The sequence below is a fragment of the Arthrobacter sp. PvP023 genome (genome assembly GCF_017832975.1).
In the GTDB taxonomy this organism is placed as follows: domain Bacteria; phylum Actinomycetota; class Actinomycetes; order Actinomycetales; family Micrococcaceae; genus Arthrobacter.
Window position 1 is genome coordinate 1,166,151 of the sequence record NZ_JAFIBI010000001.1, and the last position, 13,556, is coordinate 1,179,706.

Sequence of the window (13,556 nt, forward strand, 5' to 3'; positions counted from 1 at the left end):
GCCTGAAATCCGGGCTATTGCACGGTCACCATGACCGACTGCCAGCCGGAGGCGCCGTCGGGCACGGGATCGGCGCGCTTGTCCGTCTGGACCTCGCCGGTACCGTCCGTGGCGCGGGCCTTGATGTAGTGCGGCCCGGGGGTGGCGTCCCATTCGAAGGACCACTGGCGCCACGTCACGACGGATGCTTCGGTGGACAGCACGGCCTCTGTCCAGGGCCCGTTGTCGATCTGCACCTCCACCTTGGTGATGCCGCGTGTCTGCGCCCAGGCGGTGCCGCCGATGGCCACCTTGCCGGCCGGGACTTGCGCGAAGGACTTGGGCACCTCAACCCGGGCCATGGTCTTGATGGGGCCGCGCTCGGACCAGCCGCGGTCCGTCCAGTAGGCCTTGCTGTCAGCGAAGCGGGTCACTTCGAGGTCAACCACCCATTTGGTGGCGGAGACGAATCCGTACAGGCCCGGGACCACCATGCGGACGGGGTAGCCGTGTTCCAGCGGCAGGGGCTCGCCGTTCATGCCGATCGCCAGCATGGCGTCCCGGTCATCCTGCAGCACCTCGAGCGGAGTCGAGGCGCTGAAGCCGTCCTCGGAGGTGGACAGCACCATGTCCGCGCCATCCTTGGGGCGGGCCATCTTGAGGACCTCGCGGATGGGCAGACCCAGCCATTTGGCGTTGCCGGCGAGGTTGCCGCCCACGGGATTCGACACGCAGGTGAGGGTCACGTGGGACTCGATCAGCTCGGCGTCGAGCAGGTCCTGGAACGTCAGGGTGACTTCCTGTTCCACGAGGCCGTGGATGCGAAGCTCCCACTCCTCGGCATTGATTTCCGGGACGCTCAGGGCGGTGTCGATCCGGTAAAACTCGTTGTTGGGGGTAATCCACGGTGTGACCCCCGGTGCGGCGGACTGGACACCCGCCGGGACAGCGGGGGCTGCCTTGGCCGGCGCCGGCAGCTGGAGGGATTCGCGGGCCTGGGCAATATTGCTCCGTGCCGCGCTGAGCAGCCGGCCGCCGGTGGCCGCGACGGCAGCCGCCACGGCAGTGATCCCGCTGGCGGCGAAGAAGGCGCGGCGGGTGGTGGCCGGGCGTTCGGTGTCCTTGGCGGCAACATCCGCGGCGACGCCGGGCCATGTACGCATCCGCCACAGCCGCGTGATCAGCAGCCGCAGCACCACCAGCCCGGCGGCGGTGCCGATCAGCGACGGTATGGCGTCCAGCGGTTCCACGCTGGCCCGGGTCACAACGCTGGCCACGATCACCGCGCCCATCAGGAGGACGCCGGCAACGCCCAGCGCCCACTTCCGGTAGGCCACGACTCCCAGGACGCAGGCGAGCAGGAAGATGGTCAGCCCCATGCCCGCGAAGAGTGCCGCCTTGTCATTGGTGCCGAACGTGGCGATGGCGAAATCCTTAAGCCACGGCGGCGTGAAGTCGATAAAGGTTGAGCCGAGGGCAATGAGCGGCGTTGCCCGCGCCGTAAAGAAGGCGCCGATCAGCTCCGCAACGGAAAGTACGACGGCGGCCGCGGCCACGCCTGCCAGCGCTGCCAGCGCAGTGGGGCCCTTGAGCCAGTTCGTCAGCTTCTTCATGCCGGGGGTTCGTAGCTGCGGGCGTTAAGGATTGACGGGGGCAGGTCACGGCTTAGGAGCGGACCGGGTGCACAAAGTACCCTTGGAGACTGTGAAGGTACTCGTCATTGGCCCTGGTGGCCGCGAACACGCCATTGTCCGCTCCCTGCTTGCAGACCCCAACGTTTCCGAAGTCCACGCGGCTCCGGGCAACGCGGGCATCGGCAAGCTGGTCCCCACCTACGCCATTGACGGCAATGATCCGGACGCCGTTGCTGCCCTGGCCACCAAGCTGGGTGTGGACCTCGTGGTGGTTGGTCCCGAGGCGCCCCTGGCCGCCGGAGTTTCCGACGCCGTCCGCGCAGCCGGCATCCCCGTCTTCGGGCCCAGCAAGGCGGCCGCCCAGCTGGAGGCATCCAAGGCGTTCGCCAAGCAGGTCATGGCCGAGGCCGGCGTCCCCACCGCCATGGCGCGCGTTGCGAGCACCGCCGAGGAAGCCGCCGACGCGCTGGACACCTTTGGCGCCCCCTACGTGGTCAAGGACGACGGGCTGGCCGCCGGCAAGGGCGTCGTTGTCACCAACAACCGCGACGAAGCCCTGGCCCACGCCCAGAGCTGCTTCGACGCGGGCGGCTCCGTGGTGATCGAAGAGTTCCTGGACGGTCCCGAAGTTTCCGTGTTCGTCCTCTGCGACGGCCGGAACACGGTGGCACTCTCCCCGGCGCAGGACTTCAAGCGCATCTTCGACAACGACGAGGGCCCCAACACCGGCGGCATGGGCGCCTACACCCCGCTGGAGTGGGCTCCGGAAGGCCTGGTCCAGGAAGTCATCGACCGCGTGGCGCAGCCCACGGTCAACGAGATGGCGCACCGCGGCACCCCGTTCGTTGGTGTGCTGTTCGTGGGCCTGGCCCTGACCTCGCGCGGCACCCGCGTCATCGAATTCAACGTCCGCTTCGGCGATCCGGAAACCCAGGCCGTCCTGGCCCGGCTCAAGACGCCGCTCGGTGCGCTGCTGCTGGCAGCTGCCAAGGGCGAACTGGACAAGGCGGAAGAGCTGCGCTGGTCCAAGGACACCGCCGTCGCCGTCGTCGTCGCCTCGGAAAACTACCCGGACACCCCGCGAACGGGCGACCGCATCCGCGGGCTCAAGAAGGTAGACGAGCTGGAAGGCGTCCACGTGATCCACGCCGGCACCAAGCTGGACGAGGAAGGCAAAGTGGTCTCCGCCGGGGGCCGCGTGCTCGCCGTGGTGGCGCTGGGAACGGACCTCGTGGAGGCCCGCGAACGGGCGTACGACGGCGTGGAGCTGGTTCAGCTCGAAGGCGGGCAGTTCCGCACCGACATCGGGCGCAAGGCGGCCCGTGGCGAGATCAAGGTCTCGTCCGGCGCAACAGGGTCGCTGCCCGTAACGAAGGCGAAGGCATAGCATGACCGATAATTCCCCCTTTGAAGCAGCTCCCAAGGCCGGACTGGACACCGCCACGCTGGACCTTCCCGGCTGGCGCCATGTTTATTCCGGCAAGGTCCGGGACCTCTACGTGCCCGCGGATGATTCCCTCGCCCGGCAGTTCGGCCAGGACTGCGTCCTGGTGGTGGCCAGTGACCGCATCAGCGCCTACGACCACGTGCTTTCGAGCGAAATCCCGGACAAGGGCCGCATCCTCACCCAGCTGAGCCTGTGGTGGTTCGACCAGCTCGACGTCGCACACCACGTGCTGGCATCCACCGTCGAGGACGGCGTCCCGGCGGCGGTCGAGGGCCGCGCCATGATCTGCAAGAAGCTGGATATGTTCCCGGTGGAATGCATTGCCCGCGGCTACCTCACCGGCTCCGGGCTCCTGGAATACCAGAAGTCCCGCACCGTCTGCAGCATCCCGCTGCCGGAGGGCCTCGTTGACGGTTCCCGGCTCGACGAAGCCATCTTCACGCCGTCCGCCAAGGCAGAGGTGGGGGAGCACGACGAAAACATCACCTATGACGCCGTGGTGGGCCTGGTGGGCGAGGACGTGGCCGCCCGCCTGCGCGAGCTGACGCTGAAGATCTACACCAAGGCCGAGGAAATCGCGCGCGGACGCGGCATCATCCTGGCCGACACCAAGGTGGAGTTCGGCTTCGACGTGTCCACCGGCGTCATCACCCTTGGTGACGAGGTCCTCACCCCGGATTCTTCGCGTTTCTGGGACGCGGCCACGTATGAGCCGGGCAAGTCCCAGCCGTCGTACGACAAGCAGTATGTCCGCGACTGGCTGACATCAGCCGAATCCGGCTGGGACCGGTCTTCGGACGTACCGCCGCCGGCACTGCCGGAGGACGTGGTGGGCCGCACGCGCGGCCGCTACGTCGAGGCGTACGAAAAGCTCACCGGACGGGCGTTCGTCTAAGCGGAGTTTTATTGAGGGTCGGGTTCGCCTAGCTGGCCTCAGCAGCTGCCTGGGCGGCTGCTGCGCGCCGCTGGGCGAGCTTGATCTCCAGTACGGCGTCCATGGCCTGCTGGACGCGGTCGGAGGCGCCGGCGGCGCTGAATTCCTGCTGCGCTTCCTCGAGGAGCACCAGTGCTTCGTCGGATTCCCCGGCGGCCTTGAGCGACTTCCCCAACAGGAGTGACACTTCGCCTGCCGTGTGACGGGCCAGGGCCTTCCGCTCGGCGTGGATTTCGCGGAGCTTCTCCACGGCGGCCGGGATGTCGCCGGTCAGGTAGAGCCAGCGCGCGCGGATGAAGGCTACTTCCAGCTGGTCCGTCTTGTTCCCGCCCACGATGGACAGGGCAAGTTCGGCGCGCTCGATGGCGGAGAGGGTTTCCGGTTCCACGATTCCCGAGGAGAGCCGCACTGCTGCGGAGGCCTTGTTGAAGCGGGCCCACAGCTCGATGTCATTGGCCGGGGAGAGCAGTTTGGCGGCGCGTTCGTGGTACTTGATGCCCTCGGGGTAGTCATGCCGCATGAACGCCACGTTGCCAATCACCCAGGCGACCTCTCCGGCGAGCTGCGAGATGGACTGGTCGTCCATCTGGTCGTTCATGGCCTGGCAGTAGGTCCAGGCTTCGTCCAGCCGTCCGCTTTCAGCCAGCGCGCCGATCAGTGCCCGCAGGGCACCGATGATCAGCGTTGACCCCTTGGGCAGCTGTGAGCAGAGTTCCACGGCCTTCTGGGCATGCTCGACGGCGGTGGCCAGCTGGCCCTGCCCGTGGCACACCGCGGCGAGCATCTGGCGGGCACGTACGCCCAGACCGGCGGATTCGGTGGCCATGGGGTGCTCCAGGAGGTGCTGCATGATGTTCTGGCATTCCTGCAGCTGGCCCTGCTTCATGAGGCATTCCGCCTGCATGTAGGTCATGTTCCACCAGGCGCTGGTGTTCTTGCCCTCAAGGGCTATCTGGGCGGCTGTGGCGGCGTGCGCCGCCGCGAGCGGGTAATCCCGCAGGTCCCAGGCCTGCCGGGCGTAGAGGCCGGCCAGGACATACTCGGCGTCGCTGACCGAGATGGGCTGGCTCCAGGCTTCCAACGCCTTGGGGGCCAGCTCGAGCCTGCGGGCTAACTCTTCGATAACATCGGCGGTAGGTTCACGCCGGCCTGTTTCCAAGAGGGAGATGTAGCTGGGAGAATAGAGGTCCTTTCCCAGTTCTGCTTGCGTCAACCCACGTTCGAGTCGTTCGGCGCGGAGCTTCTCCCCGAATCCGTTCCCCACGGGTTTCCTCCTTATTCCGGACAGTCTTTATACCAAATGCTTGACAGTCTCTGTGGAAAACATTTTACAATGTATGTCAACAAGGGCAGTGCTGACTTTGTAACGAATCCGACTCGTATTGAGGAAACCTAATGTTGAAGAAGATCGCAGCCGCCGCCGCCTTGGCTGGCGCACTGGCATTTTCAGCCGCAGCCCCCGCAGTGTTGTCTGCAGGTCCTATCGGCAACTGGGCGGATCAGCTGGGAAGCACCACCGCTATCGGTAACTGGCCGGATCCCATGCAGTTTGCGCAGTCCATCGGCAACTGGCCGGATCCGATGTCTTACCAGGCGTCCATCGGCAACTGGCCGGACCCGATGTAGACCTGAGGTACCTCCCGCAAGGGATCACCAGCTCCGGGACATGCGCGAACCATGTCCCGGGGCTGTTTTTTTGGCCAAACGACGCAAGGGGAGTGTCATGAACCGCAGGGAACCGAATGACTTGAAGCGTGCCTACGCCGCATGGACCATCGCCGGGACCTCGTTGATCGTGACCGCCGTGGCGGGGTCGGCAATAATCGCAGTGTTCGGCGGGACGGCCGACGCCGGGACCCTGGTGTGGGGGATTGTGGGCATGGCGTCGCTGCTGGAGGCGCTGGTGCTCTTCGCCTACGGACTCCGGCTTCGGCACCGGTACGTGACCCAGGTCCAGACGTATGAAACGCGGGGAGATTACCGGGAGGATGACGGCTCCAACCGGCCACGGGTTCCACTATTGGGCGACGGCCAGGCCAGCCAACGGTCCACGTTCGAGGGCCTCTGAGGTCACGGCCGGCACCGCCGGAGCCGCCGAAGCAAAGCAACGCAAAGAGGGCCTTCCCAATGGAAGACCCTCTTTGCTTTTGGTCGGGATGACAGGATTTGAACCTGCGACCTCGTCGTCCCGAACGACGCGCGCTACCAAGCTGCGCCACATCCCGATCCGTTGCTTCAAAAGCAACTTCACAAGAGTATCCGATTCCGGCCCCCATGTGAAATCGGCGCCCGGACGCCCCGCGGGAGCTACACCAATGAGTCTTTCCATGCCCCGTGCAGCTCAGCGAATCGCCCGCCGCCGCCGATCAGTTCCTCCGGCGTACCGTCCTCCACCACCCGTCCGTCGTGGACCACCAGGACGCGGTCGGCGGTCTCTACCGTGGACAGCCGGTGGGCGATGATCAGGGCCGTGCGGCCCGCGTCGTGCCCTGCCACGCCCTCCAGCAGGCCGGCGAGTCCGCTCTGGACCAGGCGCTCCGAGGGGATGTCCAGCGAGGAGGTAGCCTCGTCCAGGATGAGCACTGCCGGGCGGGCCAGGAACGCCCGGGCAAAGCTGATGAGCTGGCGCTGGCCGGCCGAGACACGCCCGCCGCGCTTGTTCACGTCAGTGTCGAAGCCTTCGGGCAGTTCCATGATGAATTCGTAGGCGCCAACGGCACGGGCGGCCTCCTCGATCTCCTCGCGGGAGGCTTCCGGACGGCCCAGTGCGATGTTGTCCGCCACGGACCCGCTGAACAGGAAAGCCTCCTGGGTAACCATCACCACGTTCCGGCGCAGGTCCGGGGTGGTGAGGCTCCTCAGGTCCACGCCGTCCAGCGTCACCGACCCTTCGGACACGTCGTAGAAGCGGGCAATCAGTTTGGCCAGCGTGGACTTGCCGGCGCCGGTCTGGCCCACCAGGGCCACGATCTGCCCGGCCGGTATGTGCAGGTCCAGCCTGGGGATGATCACCGGCCCGTCGCCGTACCGGAACTCCACCCCGTTGAAGTCGATGCTGCCGCGGGCGTCACGGAGCGCTACGGGGTTCTTCGGAGGCCGCACGGTGGGAACCTCCTCCAGCAGGCCGGAGACCTTCTCAAGGGCTGCCTGGGCGCTCTGGAAGGAGTTGTAGAACATGGCCATCTGGTCCACCGGCTGGAAAAAGCGCTTGGTGGACAGGATCAGGGCCAGCAGGACACCCACAGCGAGGTCACCGCCCAGCACACGGAAACCGCCAAAGAGCAGAACCACCGCGACGCAGACGTTGCCGATCAGCACCAGGCCCGGCTGGAAGATGCCGTTGAGGTTGATGGACCGGACAGTCACTTTGCGGTAGTCCTCGGACAGTTCGCCGTAGCGGTCGGCGTTTTCGCGCTCCTTGCGGAAAGCCTTCACTGCCCGGATACCCGTCATGGTCTCCACGAAGTGCACGATCAGGCGCGCGGACACCACCCTGGACTCGCGGAAGGCGATCTGGGAGTGCTTCTGGTACCAGCGTGCCAGGAAGTACATGGGCACGCCTGCGGCCAGCACAATGAGGCCGCTACGCCAGTCCAGGGCGAACACCGTGATGGCCGTGAACACCATGAACAGCATCCCGGAGGCCAGCGAGCTGACGCCCGAGTCCAGGAGTTCGCGCAGCGCTTCGAGGTCCGACGTCTGCCGGGCGATGATCCGGCCGGACGTGTACTTCTCGTGGAATTCCAGACTCAGCCGCTGTGTGTGCCGGAACACGCGGACCCGAAGGTCCAGCAGCATCGCCTGGCTCAGCTTCGCCGTCGAGGTCACGTACAGGGCGGTGAGGCCTGCAGTGGCAACCGCCGCGGCAAGGTAGGCGACGCCGGTGAGGACCAGCGGCAAGTTGTCCCCGGCCCGCAGTGCGGGCAGGGCGTGGTCGATGCCGAAGGCGATCAGCGCAGGCCCGGCCACCCGGGCAGCCTGCGACAGAACCACCATGGTGATCGTGAGCCAGAACCTCAGCCGGACGGGACGGATCAGGGAGCCCAGCAACGCGAGCGACCGCCGTCGTACGGTTTTACTTTCGCTCTTGCTCAGGTGGGCGTTGTCCTCGTTGGCGGTGCCGAAGGTAGCGGTGGTCATCGGGAAATCTCCTCGGACTCGTCGCTTAATTCTGAAAGGTCCGACAGTTCGGAATCCAGGTCACGGGGTTCCGTTTCCAGGCTGGCGATCACGTAGCGGTAGTGCTCGTTGTGCGCCAGCAGCTCGGCGTGGGTCCCCACGGCGGCGATCCGGCCGTCCTCAAGCAGCGCCACCCGGTCCGCCAGCGCCACGGTGGACGGCCGGTGGGCGACGATCAGCGTGGTGGTGTCGGCAAGCACTTCGCGCAGCCGGGCTTCCACGAGTTCTTCGGTGTTGACGTCCAGGGCGGACAGCGGATCATCCAGCACCAGCACCTTGGGCTTCGCGGCGATGGCACGGGCCAGGGCAATGCGCTGCCGCTGGCCGCCGGACAGGCTGAGGCCCTCCTCGCCGATCAGCGTGTCCAGGCCGTCCGGAAGGGAATAGGCGAAGTGGGCCTGGGCAACGTCCAGGGCCTCCTCCAGCGCTTCCTGGCTCCGCTCGCTTGCACCGAGCAGCACGTTGTCGCGGACGGAATTGGAGAACAGGGTGGTGTCTTCGAAGGCGACGCCCACCACCGTGCGCAGCTGTTCCACGGAGAACTCACGCAGGTCCACACCGTCGATGGTGATGGAGCCCGCGGTGACGTCGTAGAGGCGGGGGACCAGCTGGAGCAGTGCGCTCTTGCCGCTGCCGGTGATACCCACAAGGGCCATGGTCTCCCCGGGGCGGACGTCAAGGCTGATGTCCTTGAGGATCGGTTTGTCCGGGGCGTCCTCGAAGGCGAACGTCGCGGCGTTGAAGCTGAGGGCGCCCCTGAGCTGCGTGGGCTGCCGGGGCTGCTCCGGGCTGGTAATGGTGTTGGCGGCGTCCATGACCTCGAAATGCCGGTCGATGGCTGTTTTGGCCGTCAACGCCATGGCGAGCAGCATGCCGCTGAATTCCACGGGCGCAGCGACGACGGCCGCGGTGGCGAAAAACGCCACCAGCGAACCGATGCTTAGCTGGCCGTCCGCGGCCAGTGCGATGCCCACCACCAGTCCGGCGCCGAGCGCGAGTTCGGGCAGGAGAGTGACCACCATGCTGAAAGTGGCCTGGTGTTTGGCCTTGGCGATCTCGGTCTGCCGGAGTTCCTCGGCCTGTTCATTGAAGTTTTCCAGGGCTTCACGGCTGCGGCCGAAGGCCTTGAGCACGCGGATGCCGTGCACGGATTCCTCCACCGTGGTGGCGAGGTCGCCGGCCTGGTCCTGGCTCCGGCGGGCCACCTTGCTGAAGCGGGTCCGGAACCGGAAACCGTAGATCATGATGGGCACGGCGGCGGCCAGGAAGATCAGTGCAAGCTGCCAGCTCATGGCAAACATCACGACGACGCCGATCACCACCGTCAGCGTTGTCACCACCAGCATGATGGCGCCGAACGCCATCCAGCGGCGCAGGAAGTTCAGGTCCGTCATGGCCCTGGAGAGCAGCTGCCCGGATCCCCAGCGGTCGTGGAAGGACACGGTCAGGTCCTGGAGGTGCCCGTAGAGCGATACCCTCATCCGCGTTTCCACTGTGGTGGCCGGATTGATCACGAACTGGCGGCGGAGGGCAACCAGCCCGGCTTCGGCGACACCAAGGCCCAGGATGATCAGGGAGGCGATCCAGACAGCGTCCGTGGCGCCGCCCGGGCGGAGCGAGTCATTGATGAGCACCCGCAGCACCTGGGGGATGGTCAGTGCCACGATGCTGGCCAGGAGGGCACACAGGAGTCCCATAAAAAGCCGGGGGATGATCGGCTTCACATGGGGATAGAGTCGGCTGATTGACGTGAAGAATGGAGTCTGCTTGGCCATGCCTGCTTCTTAAAGCTCAACTGCGAATGTAGTTTCCTTTAGCAACTACCCTATGCCATGGCGTGACATCGTTCACAGGATTCTGCGGGCCGAGGGGATCTTGCCCAGTCATTGCGTTTTGTAATGCATCCCGCGGTTGGGCCTGCGCAAACCTGGTTCCTCAACGCTCCGTCAGCGTGAGGAGTACGGCCTCGGGGCGGCAGGCGATCCGTACCGGTGCGAAGCGCGAGGTGCCGATCCCGCCGGAGACGTTGACCGGCGTCGTGCGTCCGTTGCTTTCCCAGTTGTTGAGTCCCTTGGCCCGCCACGTGGGGAGGTCGCAGTTGGACACCAGGGCGCCGTACCCGGGCAGGCAGATCTGGCCGCCGTGGGTGTGCCCGGCGAGGAGCAGGTCCGCACCGTCCTCGGTGAAATGATCCAGCACGCGCTGGTAGGGCGCGTGGATGACCGCCACGCGCAGGTGCGGCGTGTTGTCCTGGCCCTTGGTCCCGCGCGGCCAGCCGGCATAGCGCTCCAACTTGAGGTGGGGATCGTCCACACCGGAGAAGTCAAAGCGCAGGCCCTTCAGCACCACGGACTGGTTCCGGTTGGTCAGGTCCACCCAGCCTGACATTCCGAAGTAGGAACGCAGCCTCGGCCAGTCGAGTTCCACGGGCTTTTTCTGGGCTTTTGACGGCCCCAGCAAGTAGGACGCCGGATTCTTCACGGTGGGTGCGAAGTAGTCGTTGGAACCGGGCACAAAGACGCCGGGAAATTGCAGGAGGGGTTCCAGCGCCGCCAGCAGCGGGTCGATCGCCTTGACGTGGCTGAGGTTGTCCCCGGTGTTGACCACCAGGTCCGGCTTCAGCTCCGCCAGGGACGAGAGCCACTGCGCCTTCCGGTTCTGCCCCGGAACGAAGTGGATATCGCTGAGGTGCAGGATCCGGAACGGGCCGAAACCGGCGGGAAGGACGGGCAGGGTTTCCTCACGCAGGACGAACTGGTTCTTCTCCCAGAGCCCGTACCCCGCCGTTGCCATGCCGGCCGCGGCGCCGGCTGCTGCAGTTACGGCAAGGCCGCGTCCGATGCTTCGGGCGCGGCCTGCCAGCGTTGTGTTGTCCCCCATTAGTGCGCTACCCGTTGCCCTTGCCGTTGTCCTTGTTGCTGGGTGCCGGAGCCGGAGCTCCGGTGGTGGGAGCCGGCGCCGGTGCTGGCGCACTGCTCTGCGTCGTCGGGGTGGTCTGCCGCGTGGGCGCTCCATTGACCATGTTCGACGGCGGGGCCGTGAACGGGTTGGTACCGTACGCGGGCGCTACCTGGGACATGAAGTTCGAGAACATCGGCCCGGCGATCATGTAACCGTCGATTCCGGTGTAGAACTTGCCGTTGACGGTCACGTTCTGGCCCGCGCGCTGCTGCGTTCCGAGGGCGTCACCGAACCAGGCCGCGGTGGCCAGGCCGGTGGTGTGTCCCACCACCCACGTTGAGCCGTTGTTGTTGGAAGTACCGGTCTTAGCTGCGATGGGGAAGTTGGTCTTCGTGGAGATCCGGGGCTGGATCAATGAGCCGGAGCCACGGTTGAGGACTTCCTGGAGGGCGTAGTTCACGCCGCGGGCGACCTCCGGCTTGAGGGCATCACGGCAATTCGTGGACTGGGCCGGCAGCTGGGCACCGGTCTGGTCCGTGACCGACGTGATGGCGATCGGGGCACAGTACTTGCCGTCATTCGCGAAAGTGGCGAAGGCGCTCGCCATGGCCAGCGGCGACGTCTGCCTGGAACCAAGGAGGTTACCCAGGGTCGTCATGGTGATGGGCGGCGTCGGGTTGGTGATCTTACCGTCGCCGTCCCTCTGCGGAAGGCCTTCGTGCAGGCCCACGGCGTCCACGATCTTCTGGATTCCGCACAGATCCACCCTGGCGGCGGTGGCAAACGTCATGGTGTTGATCGAGTTGGCCAGGCCGTCGAGGACCGTCATTGACTTGTAGTAGTTCGGCTCCGCATTCTGCAGGTCCGTGGACTCGCCGTTGGTGCTGTCGTACCAGCCAACCGTCGGGGTCTCGCAGGTGTTCTTCCAAGGGAAGTTCTGCGGATACCGACGAACCGCTCCATTCAGGATCGTGTTCATCGAATTGCCCTCGTTGAGCCACTCGGCAAACGTGAACGGCTTCATGGTTGAACCGGGCTGTGCACCGCCGAGTCCGTTGAGGTCGTTGCCGTTGGCGTCATACTGGTCAACGCTGAAGTTGAGCTGGCTGTCGAATTTGCCGTCCCCGGCGAACCACACGGTGTTCTGCGCCATGTTGGTGATCTTGCCGGTGTTCGGCTGGACCGAAACCACCGCAGCACCCCATTTGTCCGGGTTGGCTCCGGCCGACGCGTCCACCTGGGCCTGCGCCGCGTTCTGCGCCTTGGGGTCAAGAGTGGTGGTAATGGTCAGGCCGCCACGGAAGATCTTCCGCTCGCGTTCCGTGGCATCGGCGCCATAGGCCGGATCGTTCAGCAGCAGGTGCAGGACGTAATCACAGAAGTAGGGGGCCGTGGAAGCATAGGCACAACCCTGGCGGGCCGGGGTGACCTTGGTTTCCACCGGGGTGGCTACCGCTGCTTCGTAGTCGGGCTGGTTGATCTTGCCCTGCGTGTACATCGCCTTGAGCACCTGGTCGCGGCGGTTCTTCGCGTTCTCGGGGTTGTTGATGGGGTCATAGAACGACGGGCTGTTCACCACGCCGGCCAGCAGGGCGGCCTGCGGCAGGGTGAGGTCCTTGGCGGTGGTGCTGAAGAAGAACTTGGAGGCCGCCTCAATGCCGTAGGCGTCCCGGTTGAAGAACACGATGTTGAGGTAGCCCTCGAGGATCTGCTCCTTGGTGAACTTCTTCTCCAGTGCGATGGCCAGCTTCATCTCGCGGAGCTTGTCGCCTACGCCCTTGTTGACGCCGTTGAGCTTGATGTCCTCGGTATTGCCTTCAGCTTCCAGCGAGGCATTGATGACGTTGTTCACGTACTGCTGCGTGATGGTGGACGCCCCCTGCTTGTTACCGCGGGCCGTGCTGACCAGTGCACGCATGATGCCCGTGGTGTCCACACCGCCGTGCTCATAGAAGCGGCTGTCCTCAATGGCGATCACTGCGTCCTTGATGAATGGCGACATCTGGTCCAGTGCAACGCGTGTGCGGTTTTCAGCGTAGAGGTTGGCGATCAGGCTGCCGTCGGAGGCGAGGATCTTGGTGGACTGGCTCGGCGGATCCACCTGCAGCTCCGCCGGGAGCGTGTCGAAGAACTCGATGGAGCCGCTCGCGGTGCTGCCTGAAACAGCCGCCGCAGGGACCAGCAGGCCTGCCACCAGGACACCACAAATCGCGCTCACGCCAAGGAAAGCAAGGATCTTTCCGAGGGTGGTGGCCGTGTCGAATAAAGGGTTCTTACCAGTCGCCATGTTTTCCACTTTACCGGCAAGGACTAGTCTTTAGCTCATGACCAAATGGGAGTACGCCACGATTCCGCTCATTATTCACGCCACGAAGCAGATTCTGGACCAGTGGGGAGAGGACGGCTGGGAGCTCGTCCAGGTAGTCACCGGTCCTGACGGCAACGGCCTCGTTGCCTACCTCAAGAGGGAGAAGCAGTAGTT

11 protein-coding genes and 1 tRNA gene are annotated in these 13,556 nt (G+C 65.4%); 5 read left to right on the forward strand and 7 right to left on the reverse strand.

The features are described from left to right. Window positions 1–14: 14 nt before the first annotated feature. A complete protein-coding gene (locus tag JOE31_RS05425) occupies window positions 15–1,592 on the reverse strand; it encodes a molybdopterin-dependent oxidoreductase (protein WP_209742498.1) in 1,578 nt (525 codons plus the stop codon). Between the two features lie 91 nt (window positions 1,593–1,683). Here JOE31_RS05425 and purD point away from each other — a divergent pair, with 91 nt between their 5' ends. Both purD and JOE31_RS05435 read left to right on the forward strand, forming a co-directional pair. Next, a complete protein-coding gene (purD, locus tag JOE31_RS05430; RefSeq protein ID WP_209748161.1) occupies window positions 1,684–3,000 on the forward strand; it encodes a phosphoribosylamine--glycine ligase in 1,317 nt (438 codons plus the stop codon). A 1-nt stretch (window position 3,001) separates the two neighbouring features. Continuing rightward, window positions 3,002–3,955 (forward strand): phosphoribosylaminoimidazolesuccinocarboxamide synthase, encoded by a 954-nt coding sequence (locus JOE31_RS05435; RefSeq protein WP_209742499.1) that lies wholly within the window; start codon window positions 3,002–3,004, stop codon window positions 3,953–3,955. A gap of 28 nt (window positions 3,956–3,983) precedes the next feature. Here the strand turns inward: JOE31_RS05435 and JOE31_RS05440 are convergent, their stop codons facing one another. Next, on the reverse strand, window positions 3,984–5,258 hold the full coding sequence (locus JOE31_RS05440; RefSeq protein ID WP_011693229.1) for a helix-turn-helix domain-containing protein: 1,275 nt from the start codon (window positions 5,256–5,258) through the stop codon (window positions 3,984–3,986). A 131-nt stretch (window positions 5,259–5,389) separates the two neighbouring features. On the opposite strand from JOE31_RS05440, the gene JOE31_RS05445 reads away from it, so the two are divergent. Continuing rightward, window positions 5,390–5,620, forward strand: a complete 231-nt coding sequence (locus tag JOE31_RS05445) for a hypothetical protein (RefSeq protein WP_209742500.1) — start codon at window positions 5,390–5,392, stop codon at window positions 5,618–5,620. A gap of 97 nt (window positions 5,621–5,717) precedes the next feature. Then, entirely contained in the window at window positions 5,718–6,062 is a 345-nt protein-coding gene (locus tag JOE31_RS05450; RefSeq protein WP_209742501.1) for a hypothetical protein, read from the forward strand. Window positions 6,063–6,142: 80 nt separating this feature from the next. Here JOE31_RS05450 and JOE31_RS05455 read toward each other — a convergent pair. From JOE31_RS05455 to JOE31_RS05475, 5 genes are all read right to left on the reverse strand, one after another. After that, a tRNA-Pro gene (locus JOE31_RS05455) sits at window positions 6,143–6,219 on the reverse strand. Window positions 6,220–6,301: 82 nt separating this feature from the next. Further along, the gene (locus JOE31_RS05460; protein WP_209742502.1) at window positions 6,302–8,134 is read right to left on the reverse strand and encodes an ABC transporter ATP-binding protein; all 1,833 of its coding nucleotides are present in this window, start codon (window positions 8,132–8,134) and stop codon (window positions 6,302–6,304) included. Further along, a complete protein-coding gene (locus tag JOE31_RS05465; protein WP_209742503.1) occupies window positions 8,131–9,948 on the reverse strand; it encodes an ABC transporter ATP-binding protein in 1,818 nt (605 codons plus the stop codon). The genes JOE31_RS05460 and JOE31_RS05465 overlap by 4 nt, the downstream gene beginning before the upstream one ends. 160 nt (window positions 9,949–10,108) lie before the next feature. Further along, a complete protein-coding gene (locus JOE31_RS05470) occupies window positions 10,109–11,053 on the reverse strand; it encodes a metallophosphoesterase (protein WP_209742504.1) in 945 nt (314 codons plus the stop codon). 7 nt (window positions 11,054–11,060) lie between these two features. Further along, window positions 11,061–13,361, reverse strand: a complete 2,301-nt coding sequence (locus JOE31_RS05475) for a transglycosylase domain-containing protein (RefSeq protein WP_209742505.1) — start codon at window positions 13,359–13,361, stop codon at window positions 11,061–11,063. Between the two features lie 37 nt (window positions 13,362–13,398). Between JOE31_RS05475 and JOE31_RS05480 the strand changes: the two genes are divergently transcribed. Further along, on the forward strand, window positions 13,399–13,554 hold the full coding sequence (locus tag JOE31_RS05480) for a DUF4177 domain-containing protein (protein WP_011693223.1): 156 nt from the start codon (window positions 13,399–13,401) through the stop codon (window positions 13,552–13,554). The last annotated feature ends 2 nt before the right edge of the window (window positions 13,555–13,556 follow it).

Coding starts and splice junctions, on each gene's coding strand:
- JOE31_RS05480 (WP_011693223.1), top strand. CDS start 13,399: ATGACCAAATGGGAGTACGCCACGATTCCGCTCATTATTCACGCCACG.
- JOE31_RS05450 (WP_209742501.1), top strand. CDS start 5,718: ATGAACCGCAGGGAACCGAATGACTTGAAGCGTGCCTACGCCGCATGG.
- JOE31_RS05475 (WP_209742505.1), bottom strand. CDS start 13,361: ATGGCGACTGGTAAGAACCCTTTATTCGACACGGCCACCACCCTCGGA.
- JOE31_RS05435 (WP_209742499.1), top strand. CDS start 3,002: ATGACCGATAATTCCCCCTTTGAAGCAGCTCCCAAGGCCGGACTGGAC.
- JOE31_RS05460 (WP_209742502.1), bottom strand. CDS start 8,134: ATGACCACCGCTACCTTCGGCACCGCCAACGAGGACAACGCCCACCTG.
- JOE31_RS05465 (WP_209742503.1), bottom strand. CDS start 9,948: ATGGCCAAGCAGACTCCATTCTTCACGTCAATCAGCCGACTCTATCCC.
- JOE31_RS05445 (WP_209742500.1), top strand. CDS start 5,390: ATGTTGAAGAAGATCGCAGCCGCCGCCGCCTTGGCTGGCGCACTGGCA.
- JOE31_RS05425 (WP_209742498.1), bottom strand. CDS start 1,592: ATGAAGAAGCTGACGAACTGGCTCAAGGGCCCCACTGCGCTGGCAGCG.
- JOE31_RS05470 (WP_209742504.1), bottom strand. CDS start 11,053: ATGGGGGACAACACAACGCTGGCAGGCCGCGCCCGAAGCATCGGACGC.